Annotated in this window: 17 protein-coding genes; 3 read left to right on the plus strand and 14 right to left on the minus strand. The window is 66.0% G+C overall.

Going from position 1 to position 17,945, the window contains the following annotated elements:
- The 6 genes from ACE3OV_RS00645 to ACE3OV_RS00670 are packed head-to-tail and all read right to left on the minus strand — an operon-like array spanning window position 1 to window position 4,690.
- Window positions 1–216 (minus strand): RNA-binding S4 domain-containing protein, encoded by a 216-nt coding sequence (locus ACE3OV_RS00645; RefSeq protein WP_374323996.1) that lies wholly within the window; start codon window positions 214–216, stop codon window positions 1–3.
- On the minus strand, window positions 213–863 hold the full coding sequence (locus tag ACE3OV_RS00650) for a lactate utilization protein C (protein WP_374323998.1): 651 nt from the start codon (window positions 861–863) through the stop codon (window positions 213–215). Before ACE3OV_RS00650 ends, ACE3OV_RS00645 begins: the two co-directional genes overlap by 4 nt.
- Window positions 860–1,816, minus strand: a complete 957-nt coding sequence (locus ACE3OV_RS00655) for a D-2-hydroxyacid dehydrogenase (RefSeq protein WP_374323999.1) — start codon at window positions 1,814–1,816, stop codon at window positions 860–862. The genes ACE3OV_RS00650 and ACE3OV_RS00655 overlap by 4 nt, the downstream gene beginning before the upstream one ends.
- The gene (locus ACE3OV_RS00660; RefSeq protein WP_374324001.1) at window positions 1,816–2,511 is read right to left on the minus strand and encodes an aldehyde dehydrogenase family protein; all 696 of its coding nucleotides are present in this window, start codon (window positions 2,509–2,511) and stop codon (window positions 1,816–1,818) included. The genes ACE3OV_RS00655 and ACE3OV_RS00660 overlap by 1 nt, the downstream gene beginning before the upstream one ends.
- Window positions 2,512–2,513: 2 nt before the next feature.
- A complete protein-coding gene (locus ACE3OV_RS00665; protein ID WP_374324003.1) occupies window positions 2,514–3,962 on the minus strand; it encodes a lactate utilization protein B in 1,449 nt (482 codons plus the stop codon).
- Window positions 3,959–4,690 (minus strand): (Fe-S)-binding protein, encoded by a 732-nt coding sequence (locus tag ACE3OV_RS00670; protein ID WP_374324004.1) that lies wholly within the window; start codon window positions 4,688–4,690, stop codon window positions 3,959–3,961. Before ACE3OV_RS00670 ends, ACE3OV_RS00665 begins: the two co-directional genes overlap by 4 nt.
- Window positions 4,691–4,820: 130 nt before the next feature.
- Here ACE3OV_RS00670 and ACE3OV_RS00675 point away from each other — a divergent pair, with 130 nt between their 5' ends.
- Window positions 4,821–5,549 (plus strand): IclR family transcriptional regulator, encoded by a 729-nt coding sequence (locus tag ACE3OV_RS00675; RefSeq protein ID WP_374326212.1) that lies wholly within the window; start codon window positions 4,821–4,823, stop codon window positions 5,547–5,549.
- 48 nt (window positions 5,550–5,597) lie between these two features.
- On the opposite strand, the gene pbpG is transcribed toward ACE3OV_RS00675, so the two are convergent.
- Both pbpG and ACE3OV_RS00685 read right to left on the minus strand, forming a co-directional pair.
- A complete protein-coding gene (gene pbpG, locus ACE3OV_RS00680; RefSeq protein ID WP_374324006.1) occupies window positions 5,598–6,536 on the minus strand; it encodes a D-alanyl-D-alanine endopeptidase in 939 nt (312 codons plus the stop codon).
- 101 nt (window positions 6,537–6,637) lie between these two features.
- The gene (locus ACE3OV_RS00685) at window positions 6,638–8,917 is read right to left on the minus strand and encodes an NADP-dependent malic enzyme (RefSeq protein WP_374324008.1); all 2,280 of its coding nucleotides are present in this window, start codon (window positions 8,915–8,917) and stop codon (window positions 6,638–6,640) included.
- A gap of 245 nt (window positions 8,918–9,162) precedes the next feature.
- On the opposite strand from ACE3OV_RS00685, the gene ACE3OV_RS00690 reads away from it, so the two are divergent.
- Both ACE3OV_RS00690 and ACE3OV_RS00695 read left to right on the plus strand, forming a co-directional pair.
- A complete protein-coding gene (locus tag ACE3OV_RS00690) occupies window positions 9,163–11,007 on the plus strand; it encodes a phosphoenolpyruvate carboxykinase (GTP) (RefSeq protein ID WP_374324010.1) in 1,845 nt (614 codons plus the stop codon).
- A gap of 62 nt (window positions 11,008–11,069) precedes the next feature.
- Window positions 11,070–12,230: a pyridoxal phosphate-dependent aminotransferase gene (locus ACE3OV_RS00695; protein ID WP_374324012.1), complete on the plus strand. Its 1,161-nt coding sequence runs from the start codon at window positions 11,070–11,072 to the stop codon at window positions 12,228–12,230.
- Here the strand turns inward: ACE3OV_RS00695 and ampD are convergent.
- The 6 genes from ampD to ACE3OV_RS00725 are packed head-to-tail and all read right to left on the minus strand — an operon-like array spanning window position 12,207 to window position 17,881.
- Window positions 12,207–12,773 (minus strand): 1,6-anhydro-N-acetylmuramyl-L-alanine amidase AmpD, encoded by a 567-nt coding sequence (gene ampD / locus ACE3OV_RS00700; RefSeq protein WP_374324014.1) that lies wholly within the window; start codon window positions 12,771–12,773, stop codon window positions 12,207–12,209. The two genes, ACE3OV_RS00695 and ampD, sit on opposite strands and share 24 nt — an antisense overlap.
- Entirely contained in the window at window positions 12,770–14,122 is a 1,353-nt protein-coding gene (locus ACE3OV_RS00705; protein ID WP_374324016.1) for a sigma-54-dependent transcriptional regulator, read from the minus strand. Before ACE3OV_RS00705 ends, ampD begins: the two co-directional genes overlap by 4 nt.
- The gene (locus ACE3OV_RS00710; protein ID WP_374324017.1) at window positions 14,080–15,687 is read right to left on the minus strand and encodes a nitrogen regulation protein NR(II); all 1,608 of its coding nucleotides are present in this window, start codon (window positions 15,685–15,687) and stop codon (window positions 14,080–14,082) included. The genes ACE3OV_RS00705 and ACE3OV_RS00710 overlap by 43 nt, the downstream gene beginning before the upstream one ends.
- Before the next feature lies 1 nt (window position 15,688).
- On the minus strand, window positions 15,689–15,916 hold the full coding sequence (locus ACE3OV_RS00715) for a PP0621 family protein (protein ID WP_374324019.1): 228 nt from the start codon (window positions 15,914–15,916) through the stop codon (window positions 15,689–15,691).
- 1 nt (window position 15,917) lies between these two features.
- Window positions 15,918–16,556, minus strand: a complete 639-nt coding sequence (locus ACE3OV_RS00720) for an AAA family ATPase (RefSeq protein WP_374324021.1) — start codon at window positions 16,554–16,556, stop codon at window positions 15,918–15,920.
- Window positions 16,553–17,881 carry a TAXI family TRAP transporter solute-binding subunit gene (locus tag ACE3OV_RS00725; RefSeq protein ID WP_374324023.1) on the minus strand — a complete coding sequence of 443 codons (1,329 nt, stop codon included), beginning with the start codon at window positions 17,879–17,881 and terminating at the stop codon, window positions 16,553–16,555. The genes ACE3OV_RS00720 and ACE3OV_RS00725 overlap by 4 nt, the downstream gene beginning before the upstream one ends.
- Between the last annotated feature and the right edge of the window lie 64 nt (window positions 17,882–17,945).

The raw sequence follows: 17,945 nt of genomic DNA on the forward strand, positions 1-17,945 counted from the left end.
TCACTCGCCGCTGACGACGATCGTCTGGCCGGCGAAATCGACCTGCTGCCCGGGCCGGATCTTGGCCCGCTTGCGGGTATCGACAACGCCATCGACGCGGACCTGTCCATCGGCGATCGCCGCATGCGCGGCGCCGCCCGATTCGCACAGACCGGTTGCCTTGAGTAGCTGGTCGAGCTGGATGTGCTCGCCGCGCACGGCAAAATTGAGACTCATGCTTCTTCCTCGATGATGATCAGGTGCACCCGGCACGGCCCGTGGGCGCCGAGGACGATGGTTTGTTCGATGTCGCCGGTGCGCGATGGCCCGGAAACGAAGTTGGCCGCCCGCGGCAACTGCCCGCGCTCGCGGCGCAGCAGCGCAAAGGCGTCTTCCATCGTCGCCACCACCCGCGCCGCCGGTACCAGCGCGATGTGGGTTTCCGGCAACAGACTGACCGACGCCGGCGTCGCCGGCCCGGACAGCAGGAGCAGGGTCCCGGTTTCGGCGATGGCGCAGAAACAGCTGGTGATGCCGACCGGATCGGCATCCGCCGCGCTGCCGCTGTGGCTGTCGATACCGGCGGCGCCCCAGTCGAGGCCGGCGACGTCGAGCGCGGTCACCGCCCGCGGCGGCAGATTCTGTTCCGCCAGGTAGGCGGCGACGCGCGCCGGCACCGCGGCGTAGTCGGCAACCCGCTCGACCGTGCTCGCCAGGCTACCCGCTTTGGCGCAGAAGCGCGCCACCAGGTCGCCGGCCAGCGTCGGCTGCGGCCCCGGCGACGCCGCTTGCAGGTAGGCCAGGGCGGCGGCGCGGCGCGTGCCGGCATCGCCTTTGGCAAGCCCGGCGCGGACGCGGGCGAGGATCTCGTCGCGCGCGCTCATCTCACGACATTCCGTGGTGTACCGGCGACGAAGGCTTCGAGGTTGTCCACCAGTTGATCGGCCAGCATCTGCATCGCCGGCCGACTCGACCACGCGACATGCGGCGTCAGCAGGAAATTGGGCAGCGCCAGCAAGGCGGAATCAAGCAGCGGCTGATCGTCCGGCGGCGGTTCGACGCTCAGCACGTCGAAGCCGGCACCGGCGATCCAGCCTTCGCGCAGCGCCCGGGCCAGCGCCGCTTCGTCGACGATGCCGCCGCGCGCCGTGTTGATCAGCAGCGCCGAGGTTTTCATCCCCCGCAGTTCGGCCTCGCCGATCAGGTGCCGGGTGGCGTCGTTGAGCGGGCAATGCAGGCTGATCGCGTCGGCCGCCGCCAGCACGTCGGCGAAGGCGGTGTAACCGGGGCGCACCGTCGCAGCCCCTTTGCGCTCGGCGCGCAGCACGCGCATGCCGAAGGCCTCGCCGAGACGGGCGACGCCACTGCCGAGGCTGCCGGCGCCGATGATGCCCAGCGTCGCGCCGTGCAGGTCGCGGATCGGGTGATCGAACAGGCAGAACTGCTCGGCGGCCTGCCAGGCACCGGCCTGGATCGTCGCCCGCCAGGCAAAAAGATTGCGCGACAAGGCCAGCAACAGCGCGAAGACATGCTCGGGCACGGTATGTTCGGCATAGCCGCGGATGTTGCTGACGACGATGCCGTGGCGCCGGCAGGCGTCGAGGTCGATGATGTTGGTGCCGGTGGCGGCAACCGCGATCATCCGCAGTTCGGGCAGCGCCTCGATCACCGCGGCCGGCAGCGGCACCTTGTTGGTGATGGCGATGCTGGCGCCGCGCAGACGTTCGACCACCTGCTGCGGCGCGGTCTGCGGGTAGTCGATCCAGTCGTGGGCGAAAGCCGGCGGCCGGAAGTCGGCCACCACCGACGCCCGATCGAGATGGACGATGCGCTGCATCAGGCTGCGCTGACGAAAGGCGTGCCGTGCGCCACCGCCAATTCGCTGACGCGGGCGCCAAGCGCAGCGTCACCGCTGTAGATCAGGCGATCGACGCCGGCCGCGCACAGGCCCTCGATCGCCGGCCCGTCGCCATGCAGCAGATTGAGCACCCCGGCCGGCCAGGCGCAGCGCGTTGCCAGCTCGCACAGCGCAAAGGCTGAGGACGGCGCCTTCGGACTCGGTTTGACGACCAGCGTCGCCCCCGCCAGCAAGGCCGGTACCGCTGCAGCCGCCAGCCCCGCCAGCGGCTGCCCGGCATCGACGACCAGCGCGACGACACCGGTTTCGCCGACATTCGCCTCGCGCAGCGCGCCAACCGCCGCCGCCACCTCGGCCTCCGCCTCCGCCTCCGGGCAGGCGCTCTCCTGCACCAGCAGCTTGGCGAAATGACCAGCGTATTTCGCCAAGCCATCGGCAAGCCCAGCCAGGCATTCCTGGCGCCCTGCCAGACCAAGCGCCGCCCAGGCGGCCTGGGCATCGCGCGCCGCCGCCACCGCTTCAGCCGCTTCCTCGGCGCCGCACATCGGCACCCGGTGCCGCGCCTGTCCAGTCACCGGATTGACCACATCGAAGAAACTGTCACCCACCGTCAGGTAGGGGTGACCGTTGATCCAGAGGGGAATGGCCATCGGGCCTTCGGGTGCGAATTCCATCGTCAGTCTCGCTTTCTTGCTGCGTATTGTTCGAAAAAGGTCTTGCCGCCGGCGGCCACCGGCAGATCGCGCGCCGTCGTCCAGCCCGGGGCAAAACCGAAGATGCGGATGCGGCCCTCACCGTCGGCCAGCCAGTTCAGGTAGCGGGCGGCGATCCGGGTCAGCGCCCGGTACAGCGCCGGCCGGCCGGCGACCCAGGCCCAGGCGCGCAGGCCCAGGCGCTCGCCCCAGGGGCGCAGGCCGCGCCGCCACTGTTCCTGACGCAGACCGTGCATCAGCTCGGGCAGCGGAATGCGCACCGGGCAGACGCTGGAACACTGGCGGCAGCCGGTCGATGCGTGCGGCAGGTCGAGCGCGTTCTCGATGCCGGTGTAGAGCGGCGTCAGCACCGAGCCCATCGGCCCCGGATAGACCCAACCGTAGGCGTGGCCACCGAGCGAGAAATACACCGGGCAGTGATTCATGCAGGCGCCGCAGCGGATGCAGCGCAGGATGTCCTGATAGTGCGACCCGACGACGTCGGCGCGGCCGTTATCGACCAGGATGAAGACAGTCTTGGTCGGCCCTTCGCTTTCGTCAGCGGTACGGGTGCCGGTCAGCAGCGAGACGTAGTTGGAAATCGTCTGGCCGGTCGCCGAACGCGGCAGCAGGCGCATCAGCGTGGCGAAATCCTGCAGCGTCGGCACCACCTTCTCGATACCGGTGATCACCACATGGACGCGCGGCAGCGTCGTCACCATGCGACCGTTGCCCTCGTTGGTGACCAGCGCCGCACTACCGGTCTCGGCGATCAGGAAATTGGCACCGGAGATGCCCATGTCGGCCGACAGGAAGTGCTGGCGCAGAATGCCGCGCGCCTCGCGGGTCAGCGCCGGGATGTCGGCTGAAGTCCGCGCCTCTTGCGGCCGGCCGTGTTTCTCGGCAAACAGCACCTCGACTTCCTGCAGCGTCTTGTGCACCGCCGGCGCAATGATGTGTGACGGCGCCTCGCCGGCGAGCTGGATGATGTACTCGCCGAGGTCGGTTTCGACCGGCTCGATGCCGGCGGCGGCCAGCGCGTCGTTGAGATGCGCCTCTTCGGAGAGCATCGACTTCGACTTGGTCACCTTCTTGACGCCATGACGGCGGGCGACGTCGATCACCAGATCGCAGATTTCGCTGCCGTCGCGCGCCCACAGCACTTCGGCGCCGCGGGCGCGGGCGTTTTCCTCGAAGATTTCCAGCCAGACGTCGAGGTCGTTCAATGCCCGGTCGCGGATGCCGGCGCAAGCTTCGCGCAAGGCTTCGAATTCGAGACCGTCGTCGGGCAGCGCCGCCATCGCCTTGGCGCGCTTGCCGGAAAACAGCGGCTTGGCTTTCTGCAAGGCTTGTTGCAGCACCGGGTTGCGCACCTTGTCGGCGGCACGGGCGGTGAAATGCATCGCCTGCGAATGACGGGCGTTGCCGTTCATGGCTTCGTTTCCCCGGCCAGTACTTCGGCGAAATGCAACACGCGCGTCGTCTCGTCACCGCGCCGACGCAAGCGGCCCTCGATGTTGAGCAGGCAGCCGAGATCGCCGCCGACCACGGCGTCAGCCCCGGCAGCGGCAATCGACTCGCACTTGCGGTCGACGATGCGCGCCGAGACATCCGCGTAGTTCTCGGCGAAGGCGCCGCCGAAGCCGCAGCATTCCTCGCAATCGGCCATTTCCTTCAGGCTCAGCCCGCGCACGCGGCCAAGCAGGGCGCGCGGCTGCGCCTTGATGCCGAGGCCGCGCAGGCCCTTGCAGGAGTCATGATAGGTGACGCTGCCGACGAACTCGCCGGGCGGCTGACAGGTCTCGCCAAGGCTGGCCAGGAAGACGCTCAGTTCCTGCGTGCGTTCCGCCAGGCAGCGGGCGCGCGCCCCCCAGAGCACATCGTCGGCAAACAGCTTGGGATACACCGACTTGATCTGCTCGGCACAGGACCCCGAAGGGACAACCACGACATCGTAATTTTCCAGTTCGGCGATCGCCTTCTGCGCCAGAGCCAGCGCCAGCGGACGATTGCCCGCACTCCAGGCCGGTTGCCCGCAGCAGGTCTGCGCCGGCGGCACGACGACATCGTTGCCGGTCGCCTCGAGCAGGCGCAGCGCGGCAAAGCCCACTGCGGGACGCATCAGGTCCACCAGGCAGGTAACGTATAAGGCAATCCGCATGTTAAAATCGCGCCGCAGCAAAAGGCAAAGTGGCCAATGCTACTCAAACCCCGCAAATAAAGGAATCCAGTTGTCAGAAGTTGCCGACGGCACCGTCCGGACGCCCGGCTCGATCCAGGTCATCGAGCGCATGATGTCTTTGCTTGACGCGCTTGCCGACGCGCCTGATGCCGCCAGCCTGAAACACCTGGCGGCGGTGACCGAGCTGCATCCCTCGACGGCGCACCGCATTCTTGCCGCCATGTGCAGCGCCCGCTTCGTCGAGCGCCAGGATGCCGGCAACTACCGCCTCGGCATCCGGCTGCTGGAACTCGGCAACATCGTCAAATCGCGCATCAACCTGCGCGAAGTCGCCCTGCCCTTCATGCAGACCCTGCACGAAAAGATCGGCGAGGCGATCAATCTCGGCGCCCGCCACGACGACGACATCGTCTACCTCGAGCGCACCTCGTCGGGCCGCTCGCTGGTCCGTGTCGTCTATCTGGTCGGCGGTCGCGCCCCCCTGCACCTGACCTCGCTCGGCAAACTCTTCCTGGCCGCCGAGAGCGCCCAGAAAGTCCGCGACTACGCCCGCCGCACCGGCCTCCCCGGCAAGACGCCACACTCGCTGACCACCCTGGCTGCGCTGGAAAAAGAGCTGGACAAGGTGCGCCGGCACGGCATTGCCTACGACGACGAGGAAGCCGAGCTCGGCCTGAAATGCGTCGCGGCGCCGATTCATGACGATGAAGGCAATGTCGTCGCCGCCCTCTCGGTATCCGCCCCGGCCGATCGCCACGACCCGGAATGGGCCCACCAGGTCAAGGAGACCGCCGAGGAAGTCTCGCACGCTCTCGGCTACAACAAGCCGCGCCAATGAAAAAGGCGGCCAGCGGCCGCCTTTCTGCTCACCCCAGAGAATAAAAGCTCAGGCGCTTTCCATCCAGCGCTTGATCCGGTTGGCGTCACCAACCCGGGTTGCCTTACCCTGCGAATCGAGCAGCACGATGACCACCGGCTTGCCTGCCACCCAGGCCTGCATCACCAGACAGCGCCCGGCCTCCGAGATGTATCCGGTCTTCGACAGACCGATCTGCCAGTTGTCGCTGCGCACCAGCGAATTGGTATTACCGAACTGCTGGATGCGGCCATTCAGCTCGACCTTGGCCTCGGCCGTCGTCGAGAACATGCGGATTTGCGGATAACGAACCGCCGCCGTGACCATGCGCGCCAGATCGTGGGCCGTGGAAACGTTGTTACTGGAGAGGCCGGTCGGCTCCTCGAAACGGGTGTCGAACATGCCGAGCGCGCGCGACTTGCGGTTCATCGCCTCGACGAAGGCGCGCAGACCGCCGGGATAGTGGCGACCGAGGGCGTTCGCCGCCCGGTTCTCGGAAGACATCAGCGCCAGCAGCATCGCCGTCTCGCGCGTCATCGTCGTCCCAACCGGCAGACGCGAGCGCGTCCCCTTCAGGTCGTCAATGTCCTCGGCGCCAATGCTGATCACTTCGTGCATGTCGAGCCCGGCATCGAGCACGACCATCGCCGTCATCAGCTTGGAAATCGAAGCGATCGGCAGCACGGCATCCGGCTGTTTCTCGATCACCACGCGATTGCTGCTCTGATCGATGACCAGCGCTGCCGACGAGCGAATCGCCAGTTGCGCCGGGTCTTCGTTGAGGGCGACACGCTTCACCGGTTTGGTGCTACGCGCCGCCACCAACTTCTTCTGCGCCTTCTGCGTTTTCTTCGCCGATTTATGCGTTACCGGCTTCTTGGTCGTCGCTTCCCGTTTTGCTGCCTCGACCGGCGAGACACCGACGATCAGCGACAAGGACGCGAGCAGGACAAGTAATTTTCGACGCATGGAGCACTCCCGAAGCAAGTGCCGATTTTATCCGAGTTTGTGATCCAAATCCAAAATAACCATCAAAGCAGCGGGATAGCTCCAGATATTCAGGCAGTTACTCAAGAAGCATCAACCACGGTCAGCGCCGTCATGTTGACGATGCGGCGCACCGTCGCCGTCGGCGTCAGGATGTTGACCGGCTTCGCCGCGCCGAGCAGGATCGGCCCGACCGTCAGGTTGTCGCCGGCCGCCACCTTGAGCAGGTTGAACGAAATGTTCGCTGCGTCCAGCGTCGGCATCACCAGCAGGTTGGCCTGCCCCTTCAAGCGGGAATTGGGGAAGGCCGACTGACGGATCTTCTCGTCGAGCGCCGCGTCGCCGTGCATTTCGCCTTCGACTTCGAGCTCGGGTGCGCGCCGGTTGAGCTCGGCCAGCACCTCGCGCATCTTCACCGCCGTCGGCGTGTTCTCGGTCCCGAAAGTGGAGTGCGAAAGCAGCGCGACCTTGGGCACGATACCGAAGTTGCGGATTTCCTCGGCCGCCATCAGCGTCATGTCGACCAGTTGCTCGGCGCTCGGGTCGTAATTGACGTAGGTGTCGGCGATGAAGACGGTACGACCTGGCAGCAGCAGCAGGTTCATCGCATAGTAGCGGTCATGCTCGGCACGGGTGCCGATGACGCTCTGCACGTATTCGCGATGCGTCTCGTGGCGGCCGAAGGTGCCGCAGATCAGGCCGTCGGCGTAACCGAGACGGACCATCAGCGCGCCGTACAGCGTGTTGCGGCGACGCACCTCGCGGCGGGCGTAATCGGGCGATACGCCCTTGCGCTCCATCAGGCGGTGATAGGTGGTCCAGAATTCCTCGTAATGCTCGTCGAAGAAGGCGCTGTTGTCGGAGTGGACGACCTCGAAATCCTCGCCCTCGCGAATGCGCAGACCGGCCGCTTCGATCCGGCGCTTGATCTCGGCGTGGCGACCGATCAGGATCGGCCAGGCGATGCCCTCGTCGCGCACCACCTGCACTGCACGCAGCACGCGCTCGTCCTCGCCCTCGGCGAAGACGATGCGCTTGGGCGCCAGGCGGGCCTGCGAGAACACCGGCTTCATGATCAGGCCGGAGTGGTAGACGAATTCGTTCAAGCCCTGCAAATAGGCATCCCAATCCTGAATCGGCCGCGTCGCCACGCCCGAATCCATGCCCGCCTGCGCCACCGCCGGCGCGATCTTGACGATCAGGCGCGGATCGAAGGGCTTCGGAATCAGGTATTCCGGACCGAAGCCGGAAATCCGCTCGCCGTAGGCGGAAGCGACCACTTCCGACTGCTCGGCGCGGGCCAGTTCGGCGATCGCCTTGACCGCCGCCATCTTCATTTCCTCGGTAATCGTCGTCGCCCCGACGTCGAGCGCACCTCGGAAGATGAAGGGAAAGCAGAGCACGTTATTGACCTGGTTCGGATAATCCGAACGGCCGGTACACATGATGGCATCGTCGCGCACGCTCTTGACCAGCTCGGGCGTGATTTCCGGCGTCGGGTTGGCGAGCGCCATGATCAACGGCTTGGCGGCCATCTTGGCGACCATTTCCGGCTTCAGCACGCCGCCGGCGGAGAGACCGAGGAAGACGTCGGCATCGGCAATCGCCTCGCCGAGCGTACGCTGCTCGGTCTGCTTGGCGTAACGCGCCTTGATCTCGTCCATTTCCTCGACCCGGCCTTCATAGACCAGGCCCTTGATGTCGGTGACCCAGATGTTCTCGACCGGCGCGCCAAGCATGACCAGCAGGTCGAGACAGGCGAGCGCTGCGGCACCGGCACCGGAAGTGACGATCTTGACCTTGGACAGGTCCTTGCCGATCAGGTGCAGGCCATTGAGGATGGCGGCACCGACGACGATCGCCGTACCGTGCTGGTCGTCGTGGAAGACGGGAATCTTCATCCGTTCGCGCAGCTTCTTCTCGATGTAGAAGCACTCGGGCGCCTTGATGTCTTCGAGGTTGATGCCGCCGAAGGTCGGCTCCAGCGAGGCGATGGTGTCGATCAGCTTGTCCGGATCGCGCTCGTCGATCTCGAGGTCGAAGACGTCGATATTGGCGAATTTCTTGAACAGCACGCCCTTGCCTTCCATCACCGGCTTGGCGGCGAGCGGGCCGATCGGCCCGAGGCCGAGGACAGCGGTGCCGTTGGTGATGACGCCGACCAGATTGGCGCGCGCCGTCAGCGTGCTCGCCTCGGCCGGATCGGCGACGATTTCCTCGCAGGCGAAGGCAACGCCCGGCGAGTAGGCCATCGACAAATCGTACTGGTTGGTCAGCTGCTTGATCGGTGTGACCGCGATCTTGCCGGGTTTCGGGCTGCGGTGATAAAACAGCGCGGCTTCGCGCAATTGCCTGGGATCCATGTCGCCTCCGTTTTGTATGGTGAAACGCCTTTTTGAGATACGGTATAACCTTACCACAGCATGCCTGACAGCAGTATTTCGGACATCACCTAGAAGACAAAGTCAAGTAGATATTTCCCTCTGCCTGAGGCATAATTACGGGCTTCCCAGCCGACGGCCTCGCGCCGCGCAGATGTCTTGGTGGCAGCACCCGGCGACTGGCGTGAAAATCAGTTATTTCAGTAACTTATTAGAGAGACACCGCCATGACCGCAGCGCTGAACGCACCGGAATACGTCAAACACGAAGCCCTCAAACAATGGGTGGCCGAGATTGCCGAACTGACCCAGCCCGACCAGATCCACTGGTGTGACGGCTCGCAGGAAGAATACGACCGTCTGTGTGCGGAAATGGTTGCAGCCGGCACCTTCATCAAGCTGAACGAAGCCAAGCGTCCCAACTCCTACCTCGCCTTCTCCGACCCGTCCGACGTCGCCCGCGTCGAAGACCGCACCTACATCTGCTCCGAGAAGAAGGAAGACGCCGGCCCGACCAACAACTGGGAAGAACCGGCCAAGATGCGCGAAACCCTGAACGGCCTGTTCAAGGGCTGCATGAAGGGCCGCACGATGTACGTCATCCCCTTCTCGATGGGCCCGCTCGGTTCGCCGATCGCCCACATCGGCTTCGAAATCACCGATTCCGCCTACGTCGTCACCAACATGAAGACGATGACCCGCATGGGCAAGGCCGTCTTCGACGTGCTCGGCAGCGACGGTGAATTCGTCCCCTGCGTCCATTCGGTCGGCGCCCCGCTCGAAGCGGGCCAACAGGATGTTGCCTGGCCGTGCAACCCGACCGTCAAGTACATCGTGCACTACCCGGAAACCCGCGAAATCTGGTCCTACGGTTCCGGCTACGGCGGCAACGCGCTGCTTGGCAAGAAGTGCTTCGCGCTGCGCATCGCCTCCAACATGGCACGCGAACAGGGCTGGCTGGCCGAACACATGCTGATCCTCGGCGTCGAGTCGCCGGCCGGTGAAAAGACCTACGTCGCAGCGGCTTTCCCGTCGGCCTGCGGCAAGACCAACTTCGCCATGCTGATCCCGCCGAAGACCCTCGACGGCTGGAAGATCACCACCATCGGCGACGACATCGCCTGGATCAAGCCGCGCGTCGATGCCGACGGCGTCACCCGCTTCTACGCCATCAACCCGGAAGCCGGCTTCTTCGGCGTCGCCCCGGGCACCTCGGAAAAGACCAACTACAACGCGCTGGCCACCCTGAAGGAAAACATCATCTTCACCAACGTCGCCCTGACCGACGACGGCGACGTGTGGTGGGAAGGCCTGACCAAGGAAGCCCCGGCCCACCTGATCGACTGGCAGGGCAAGGACTGGACGCCGGAAGATGGCAAGGCCGGCCGCAAGGCAGCGCATGCCAACTCGCGCTTCACTGCCCCGGCCAACCAGTGCCCGTCGGTCGACGCCGCCTGGGAAGATCCCGCCGGCGTGCCGATTTCCGCCTTCATCTTCGGCGGTCGCCGCGCCACCACCGTGCCGCTGGTTTACCAGGCATTCAACTGGAACTACGGCGTCTATATGGCCGCCACCCTCGGTTCTGAAACCACTGCCGCCGCCTTCGGCCAGCAAGGTGTCGTCCGCCGCGACCCGTTCGCCATGCTACCCTTCTGCGGCTACCACATGGGCGACTACTTCAACCACTGGCTGCGCATGGGCAAGGCCGTCGATGCAACGCCGAAGATCTTCTGTGTCAACTGGTTCCGCATGGACAAGGACGGCAACTTCATGTGGCCGGGCTTCGGCGACAACATGCGCGTCCTGAAGTGGATCGTCGACCGCTGCAAGGGCAAGGTCGCCGCCAAGGAAACCGTGCTCGGCTGGATGCCGAAGTTCGAGGACATCGACTGGACCGGTCTCGACATCAAGAAGGAAGACTTCGAAGCCCTGACCACGATCGACGCCGACGCCTGGAAGGCCGAACTGGCCGGCCACAAGGAATGGTTCGACAAGATGGGCGACAAGATGCCGCGCGAACTGGTCCTCAAGCGCGAACTCTTCGAGATGGGCATCTTCAAGGACGCCGCATAAAACTCGTCTGAGCGATAATCGAACGGCCACCTGCGGGTGGCCGTTTTACTTTGGAGAACTGCATGCTGCGCTCTGCCCAACGCCTCGCCGACATCGCCCCCTTCCATGTCGTCGAACTACTGACCCGCGCCCGCGAACTCGAAGCCGCCGGCCGCGACATCATTCACATGGAAGTCGGCGAGCCGGATTTCGCGACGCCGGCGCCGATCGTCGCGGCCGCAGTCGCCGCGCTGAACAGCGGGAAAACGCTGTACACCCAGGCGCTAGGGCTGCCCGAGCTGCGCCAGGCGATCAGCGACTTCTACCGTCAGCGCTACGGCGTCGCCGTGCCGGCCGCGCGCATCGCCGTCACCAACGGCGCGTCCGGCGCCCTCAACCTGGCCTTCGCCTGTCTCGCCGATCCCGGCCGCGAATGGCTGCTCGCCGACCCCGGCTATCCGTGCAACCGGCACATCCTGCGAACCTACGAAGGCTGCCCGGTCGCGCTGCCGGTCGGCCCGGAAAGCAATTTCCAGCCGACGCCGGCACAGGTCGCCGCTGCCTGGAACGAAAACACGGCCGGCCTCCTCGTCGCCTCGCCGGCCAACCCGACCGGCACCCTGCTGACGCTACCCGAAATCGCCGCGCTGGCCGACGTCTGCCGCGCCCGCGACAGCCACTTCCTGGTCGACGAGATCTACCACGGCCTCACCTACGAATGCGACGCGCCGACCGCCTGCGCCGCCGGCGAAGACATCTGGGTGATCAACAGCTTCTCCAAGTATTTCCAGATGACCGGCTGGCGCCTGGGCTGGATGGTAATTCCTGAGGCCTTCGTGCGCGACGTCGAGAAGCTGGCGCAGAACCTCGTCCTCTGTCCGTCGACACCGGCACAGTACGCGGCGCTCGCGGCCTTCCGGCCGGAAACCATCGCCATCCTCGAGGAACGGCGGGCCGAGTTCCGCCGCCGCCGCGATTTCCTGGCGCCGGCGCTGGAAGCCATCGGCCTCTCCGTCGTCGCCCGCCCGGAAGGCGCCTTCTACCTGTATTGCGACTGCTCGGCGGTAGCCGGTGACAGCTTCGCCCTGGCGCGCGAACTGCTGGAAGACACCGGCGTCGCCGCCACGCCGGGGCTGGACTTCGGCGCCAACGCGCCGGAAAGGTACATCCGCTTCGCCTACACCACCGGCGTCGACCGGCTGGCCGAAGCGGTCGACCGGCTACGCCGCCACTTCGGACGATAAGCCGAGGTCGGGGTAACGGGCGGCCAGCGCCGCCCAGTCGAAATGCGGCCCGGGGTCGCTCTTGCGCCCCGGCGCGACGTCGCTGTGGCCGGCGATCGCGGCAATCGGATAACGCTGACGCAGGGCGTCGATCAGGCGCCACAAGGCCGCATACTGGGCATCGGTGAAAGGCAGTTCGTCGCAGCCTTCGAGCTCGATGCCGACCGAGTAATCGTTGCAGTTGTCGCGCCCGCACCAGGTCGACCTGCCGGCGTGCCAGGCGCGCCGGTCGCAGCCGACGAACTGGACGACGCGACCGTCACGCCTGACGTAGAAATGCGCCGACACCTGGAGGCTGGCGATTTCCGCAAAGTAGGGATGAGCCGCCGCATCGAGCCGGTTGAGGAAAAACTCCTCGACCCAGTCGCCACCGAACTCGCCTGGCGGCAGGCTGATGTTGTGCACGACCACCAGCGAGACCTCGGTGCCGGCCGGACGCTCGCCGAAATTGGGCGAGTCCCGGCGTTCGGCCGCCGCCAGCCAGCCGTCAGCCAGCCAGCTCATTCGATACCCAGCCGTTCCAGCCGGTAGCGCAGCGAACGGAAAGTGACGCCGAGCTGACGCGCTGCCGCCGTCCGGTTGCCCTCGGTCTTCTGCAGCGCTTCGAGGATGGCCTGGCGCTCGAGGCGGTTGAGGTAATCGTCGAGCGTTTCGCTGCCGCGTCCCTGGCTGTCACCACCACCGACATCCTCGGGCTCCAGATGCAGATCGTCGGGCTCGATCAGGTCGCCGGCGCAAAGCGCGGTCGCCCGTTCGAGGATGTTCTCCAGTTCGCGCACGTTGCCGGGGAAGGAGTAGAGCTGCAATGCCTTGATCGCTGCCGGCGACAGACCGGGATGAAGCTCGCCGCACAACTTGTTGAGGATGCTGTCGACCAGCGGCGCAATGTCTTCCATGCGCTCGCGCAGGGGCGGCATGCGCAGTTCGATGACGTTCAGCCGGTAATAGAGATCCTGACGGAAGCTGCCCTGCTCGACGCGCTCGCGCAGGTTGCGGTGGGTGGCGCAGATGATGCGCAGGTCGACCGGCTCCTCGGTGACGCAGCCGACCTTGCGCACGCGCTTCTCCTGGATGGCGCGCAACAGCTTGACCTGCATCGCCAGCGGCAGGTCGGCGACCTCGTCAAGGAACAGCGTGCCACCGTTGGCGGCCTGGAAGAAGCCGTCGCGGTCGCTGTCGGCACCGGTGAAGGCGCCCTTGCGGTAGCCGAAAAACTCGCTCTCCATCAGGTTCTCGGGAATCGCCCCGCAGTTGACCGGGACGAAGGGGCCGACACTGCGCGCGCTACGCGCGTGGATCAGGCGCGCCGCCAGTTCCTTGCCGGAACCGGATTCGCCGGAGATGTAGATCGGTGCCTGGCTGCGCGCCATCTTCTCGATCATCGCCCGCACCTGCTGCATGCTCGCCGATTCGCCGGTGAGCGCGCGCAGCGCGTCGTTCTCGACGCCGTTACCGGGCAGGCGCAAGGCGGAACGGATCAGCGCCCGCAATTGCTCGAGGCCGACCGGCTTCGACAAATAGTCGAAGGCGCCGGCCTTGAGCGCCGCCACGGCGTTCTCGGCGCTACCCCAGGCAGTGATCACGGCGACCGGCAGGCGCGGATGGTGCTCGGCGATATGGCGGACGATCTCCAGCCCCTCGCCGTCAGGCAGGCGCATGTCGGTCAGACACAACTGGAAGTCGTCAGCCGCCAGCGCCGCCTTCGCCTCGCCGACCGAACCGACGCAGTCGGCCGCCAGCCCCATGCGGGCCAGGGTCAGGTCGATCAGTTCGCGGATGTCGGCCTCGTCGTCGACGACGAGGACCCGGTTCAACTCGCCGCGCGGGCGCCGCTCACTACGGGTAACGGACACGAATCACTCCTCCCGGAAACAATGAAATGGCCACTGGCGGCATCCGCCTTGAGGGTCAGCGCACCGCCGTTGGCGACGCACAACTCGCGGGCGATGAACAGGCCGAGGCCGGTACCCAGCGTGTGGGTGGTGAAAAAGGGTTCGAAGACCTGGTCGCGCAATTCAGCGGGGACGCCGGGACCGTCGTCGATGACGTGCAATTCTACCCAGCCCTGAGCGGCGACGGAAACCGCCTCGACGCGCACCGCCGCCACACCGCGCGTCGAATGGCGTAGCGCGTTGCCGACCAGGTTCCACAGCACCTGATGCAGGTGCGAACGGTCGAAGCAGATGGCCAGCCCGGCCGGCACCTCAAGCGCAATGGTGCTCGCCGGCAGATTTTCGTTGCCCAGCAGATCGATGGCGAAATTGCCCAGGAACTCGCGCAGCGCGATGGTCTCGACCTGTGCCTGCTTCTGCCGGCCAAGTTCGAGCACATCGCTGACGATGCGGTCGAGGCGCGCGGTGTTGTCGCCGATGATGCGCAGCAGGCGCTCGTAGAGGTCGCCACGGCGCTCCTCGCGCAGCAGCTCCGAAGCATGGCTGATCGCCGACAGCGGGTTGCGGATCTCGTGCGCGATGCTCGCCGTCAGCCGGCCGAGCGCCGCCAGCTTGAGCTGCTTGGCCTGCTCCTTGATGCGACCGACATCCTCGATGAAGACCAGCACCTCGCCGTCGGAACTGGCGGTCGATTCGAAACGCGCACCCAGTTCGGCGTTGCCGGCCCCGGACAACAGCACGTTGTCGTTGCTGCTGCCGGCCAGCCAGTGCGCCAGCGCCGCTCCCAAGGTTGGCGCGTGCGCTGCCAGGTTGCCGCCGCTTGCCGGCAGGCCGAGCAGACGCACTGCCATCGGATTGTGGCGGACGATCTCGCCGTCGCGGGTGACAATCAGCACGCCGTCCTGCATCCGCTCGACGACGCGCTGGTTGATCCTGATCTGGTTGTTGAGCGCGATGCCGCGCCGGCGCGCAAGGTCTTCATTGACCATCACCCGCTGGCCGAGCAATCGGGCAAGGATCGCCGTCGCGAAATAACCGGCCGAAATGAAGCCGGCCTGCACCAGGCTACTCTGGTCGAAACTGCTCAGGATGACACCGAGCACCTGCGATGCCAGCACCGCCATCGCGGCGAGTGCCGCGTAGAGCAGCACCAGCCGCCCCTGACCGACCAGGCTCGCCGCAGCCAGCGATATCAGCAGAATCAGGCCGAGGCCGCTGCTGACGCCGCCGGCAATGAACATCAGCGCGGCCAGGACAAGGATGTCGACAACAACCTGGAAGGAAAGCTGGAAGTTGAAGTGCTGCTGCCAGAGGCGAGCCAGCAACAGACCGCCCGCCGTGCTCAGCAAATACAGGCCAACCAGCATGAAGGTCAGCGGCGACGGCAGGATGTTGAGGCGCAGGTTCCAGTCGCCGGGAAAAAGCAGGGCCAGCAGCGCCAGGCTGCCGAGCAGCAGGCGGTAGAGGGCGAAATACTGGAAGGAGCGCCAGTTCGGCACCCAGGTGTCGTTCAGCCAGCCCTGCACCTCAGCCCCCGGCGCGCCGGGCGGCGTCGCGATGCGCCGCGTTGCAGTAGTGGCGGCCGCCGTCAGCGAGAGCGTCGCTTTCCGGCAGATGGACGCCGCAATGGGCGCAGTGCACCATGCGCTCGACCGGCCGCGGCGTCTCCGGCGGCGCTACATCCGCATCCCGGCGTTTGCGCCAGTGCCACCAGACGATTGCGCCGAGCGCCAGAAGCAGCAGGTATTTCAGCATTTCACCCGGTCTGCCCCGGTTTTTCGACCCAGTCGATGATCGCCTGCCACTGCTCGAGATCGCGTTCAGCGCGCGAGCGCGGCAGGTCGAACAGGGTCAGGCCGGCGGCGGCAGCCTGGACATAGACCTGGGTGTCGCGCAGGTAGGCCAGCACCGGCAGGTCGAAGCTGGCGAAGAAGCGTTCCAGTTCGGCGGCGGCGCGCGTCCGTCCGTCCACCCGCATGCCGATCACGGCGACGTCGGCCTTGCCCTTGCGCACCGCTTTCTCGTCGAGCAGGGCTGCGAGGAAGTGGCGGGTCGCCCGCATGTCGAACAACGAAGGCTGCACCGGCACGATCACCCGCGTCGACAGCTTCAGCACCTTGTCGAGCTGCTTGCCGTGCAGGCCGGCCGGGGTGTCGAGGACAACGTGCGAGGTACCTTTCGGCGGCCGCGCAATATGGTCGGGACCGATCTCCCAGGTTTCGATCGTCGGCAGCGAGAACGGGCGCGTCGCCAGCCATTCGCGCGATGACTGCTGGCGGTCGATGTCGCCGAGCATGACGTCGTGACCACGACTGGCGAAATAGCCGGCGAGGTTGGTGGCCAGCGTGCTCTTGCCGGAGCCGCCCTTGGGATTGGCGACGAGGAAGCCTTTCATTCCCGCTCCTTCTTGTCGAGGATGCTGCGCACCAGGTTGACGTGCTCGCGCAGCGTGTAGACCAGGTCGGTGAAGCCGAGCGGCACATGCAGTTCGGCCGCCTCTTCGTCGAGCGCGTCGAGGCGGCTGCGATATTCCGCCAGTCGCGCCGGATCGTAGTGGTTCTTCAGGTCGTCCTCGAGGAACTTCAGCTCGCCGTAGCAGCGGAACACCTTGGAGCGGACCCGCCAGCTATAGAGCGCCGGCGCCACCCGCAGCAGCGGAATGAGCAGGGCAATCACTGGCACCAGCAGGACGATCAGCCGGTCGACCAGGACCGCCAGCCAGAACGGCAGGTAACGCTGCAGGAAGGGCGGGCCGGACTTGAAGAAACGCTCGGCTTCCGACGACAGCGGCAGCATGCCGTCCATGTACGAGGGAAACTCGTTGGCCGTCTGGAAGAAGCCCGGCTTGCCGTGAATCTGCCGCGCCGCCTGCAGCAGCAGGTTCTGCAGCGCCGGATGGAGGTCGTCGCGCACCACCAGGCTGGCGGTCGGCGCCAGCACCCGGGTGTCGGCGGGCGGGATGTCGAGCACCAGGTCGGCCACCCCCTGCGGCATGGTGAGCCGGGTCAGGAAGGGATAACGCCGCTCGTAAGCAAAGGACTGGGAGAAATTCATCAGCTTGACGCCCGGCGAACGCAACAGCACCTGGACCACCGGCGCGTGCTCGGCGGCGATGATGAAAGCGGCGTCGATGCGCCCCTGCTGCAGTTCCTCGGCGGCGTCGAGGCCGGAAATCGGCAGCGTGTTCTGGCGAAAATCGATGTCGTTGTCTTCCAGCAGACGCTGCGCCAGCTGGCGGATGCCGGAGCCTTCCTGGCCGATGGCGATGCGCTTGCCGCGCAGATCGCTCAGGCGCTCGATGGTCTCGCCCTGGTAGAAGACCCAGACCGGCTCGTAGAACATGCTGCCCAGCGAGAGCAGCCCCCAGGTTTCCGGGTCCTCGTCGATCCGGCTCTCATCGGGCGGCGCGATGACGCCGCCCTGGACGAAGCCAATCTGCGCCTCGCCGCTTTTCAGGCGGTCGAGGTTCTGCACCGAGCCTTCCGAGGTCCGCACTTCCAGCGTGATACCGGAGCGGGCCAGGATCGCCGCGTAACGTTTGGCGAACTGGTAGTAGGCGCCGCTCTCGCTGCCGCTGGTCATCACCACGTGGCGCGGCGGTGCCGGCTCGACGAACTGGAAGGCGATGACGAAACCGATGCCGGCGATCAAAAAAATCCACCAGGCCGTCGCGAACAGGTCGCGCAGCGAGATAAGCCCAGCCTTGATTTTCGCCATCATGCGTGGTCGGGAAAACCCTGTCGTCGTCGAGACTGCGAGGGTAACACCAGCGGCGCTTGCGATC

This window comes from Azonexus sp. (genome assembly GCF_041909095.1).
Lineage (GTDB): Bacteria > Pseudomonadota > Gammaproteobacteria > Burkholderiales > Rhodocyclaceae > Azonexus.

Coding starts and splice junctions, on each gene's coding strand:
- pbpG (WP_374324006.1), bottom strand. CDS start 6,536: ATGCGTCGAAAATTACTTGTCCTGCTCGCGTCCTTGTCGCTGATCGTC.
- ACE3OV_RS00725 (WP_374324023.1), bottom strand. CDS start 17,881: ATGATGGCGAAAATCAAGGCTGGGCTTATCTCGCTGCGCGACCTGTTC.
- ACE3OV_RS00690 (WP_374324010.1), top strand. CDS start 9,163: ATGACCGCAGCGCTGAACGCACCGGAATACGTCAAACACGAAGCCCTC.
- ACE3OV_RS00670 (WP_374324004.1), bottom strand. CDS start 4,690: ATGCGGATTGCCTTATACGTTACCTGCCTGGTGGACCTGATGCGTCCC.
- ACE3OV_RS00715 (WP_374324019.1), bottom strand. CDS start 15,916: ATGCTGAAATACCTGCTGCTTCTGGCGCTCGGCGCAATCGTCTGGTGG.
- ACE3OV_RS00695 (WP_374324012.1), top strand. CDS start 11,070: ATGCTGCGCTCTGCCCAACGCCTCGCCGACATCGCCCCCTTCCATGTC.
- ACE3OV_RS00660 (WP_374324001.1), bottom strand. CDS start 2,511: ATGGAATTCGCACCCGAAGGCCCGATGGCCATTCCCCTCTGGATCAAC.
- ACE3OV_RS00665 (WP_374324003.1), bottom strand. CDS start 3,962: ATGAACGGCAACGCCCGTCATTCGCAGGCGATGCATTTCACCGCCCGT.
- ACE3OV_RS00675 (WP_374326212.1), top strand. CDS start 4,821: ATGATGTCTTTGCTTGACGCGCTTGCCGACGCGCCTGATGCCGCCAGC.
- ampD (WP_374324014.1), bottom strand. CDS start 12,773: ATGAGCTGGCTGGCTGACGGCTGGCTGGCGGCGGCCGAACGCCGGGAC.
- ACE3OV_RS00720 (WP_374324021.1), bottom strand. CDS start 16,556: ATGAAAGGCTTCCTCGTCGCCAATCCCAAGGGCGGCTCCGGCAAGAGC.
- ACE3OV_RS00645 (WP_374323996.1), bottom strand. CDS start 216: ATGAGTCTCAATTTTGCCGTGCGCGGCGAGCACATCCAGCTCGACCAG.
- ACE3OV_RS00655 (WP_374323999.1), bottom strand. CDS start 1,816: ATGCAGCGCATCGTCCATCTCGATCGGGCGTCGGTGGTGGCCGACTTC.
- ACE3OV_RS00685 (WP_374324008.1), bottom strand. CDS start 8,917: ATGGATCCCAGGCAATTGCGCGAAGCCGCGCTGTTTTATCACCGCAGC.
- ACE3OV_RS00650 (WP_374323998.1), bottom strand. CDS start 863: ATGAGCGCGCGCGACGAGATCCTCGCCCGCGTCCGCGCCGGGCTTGCC.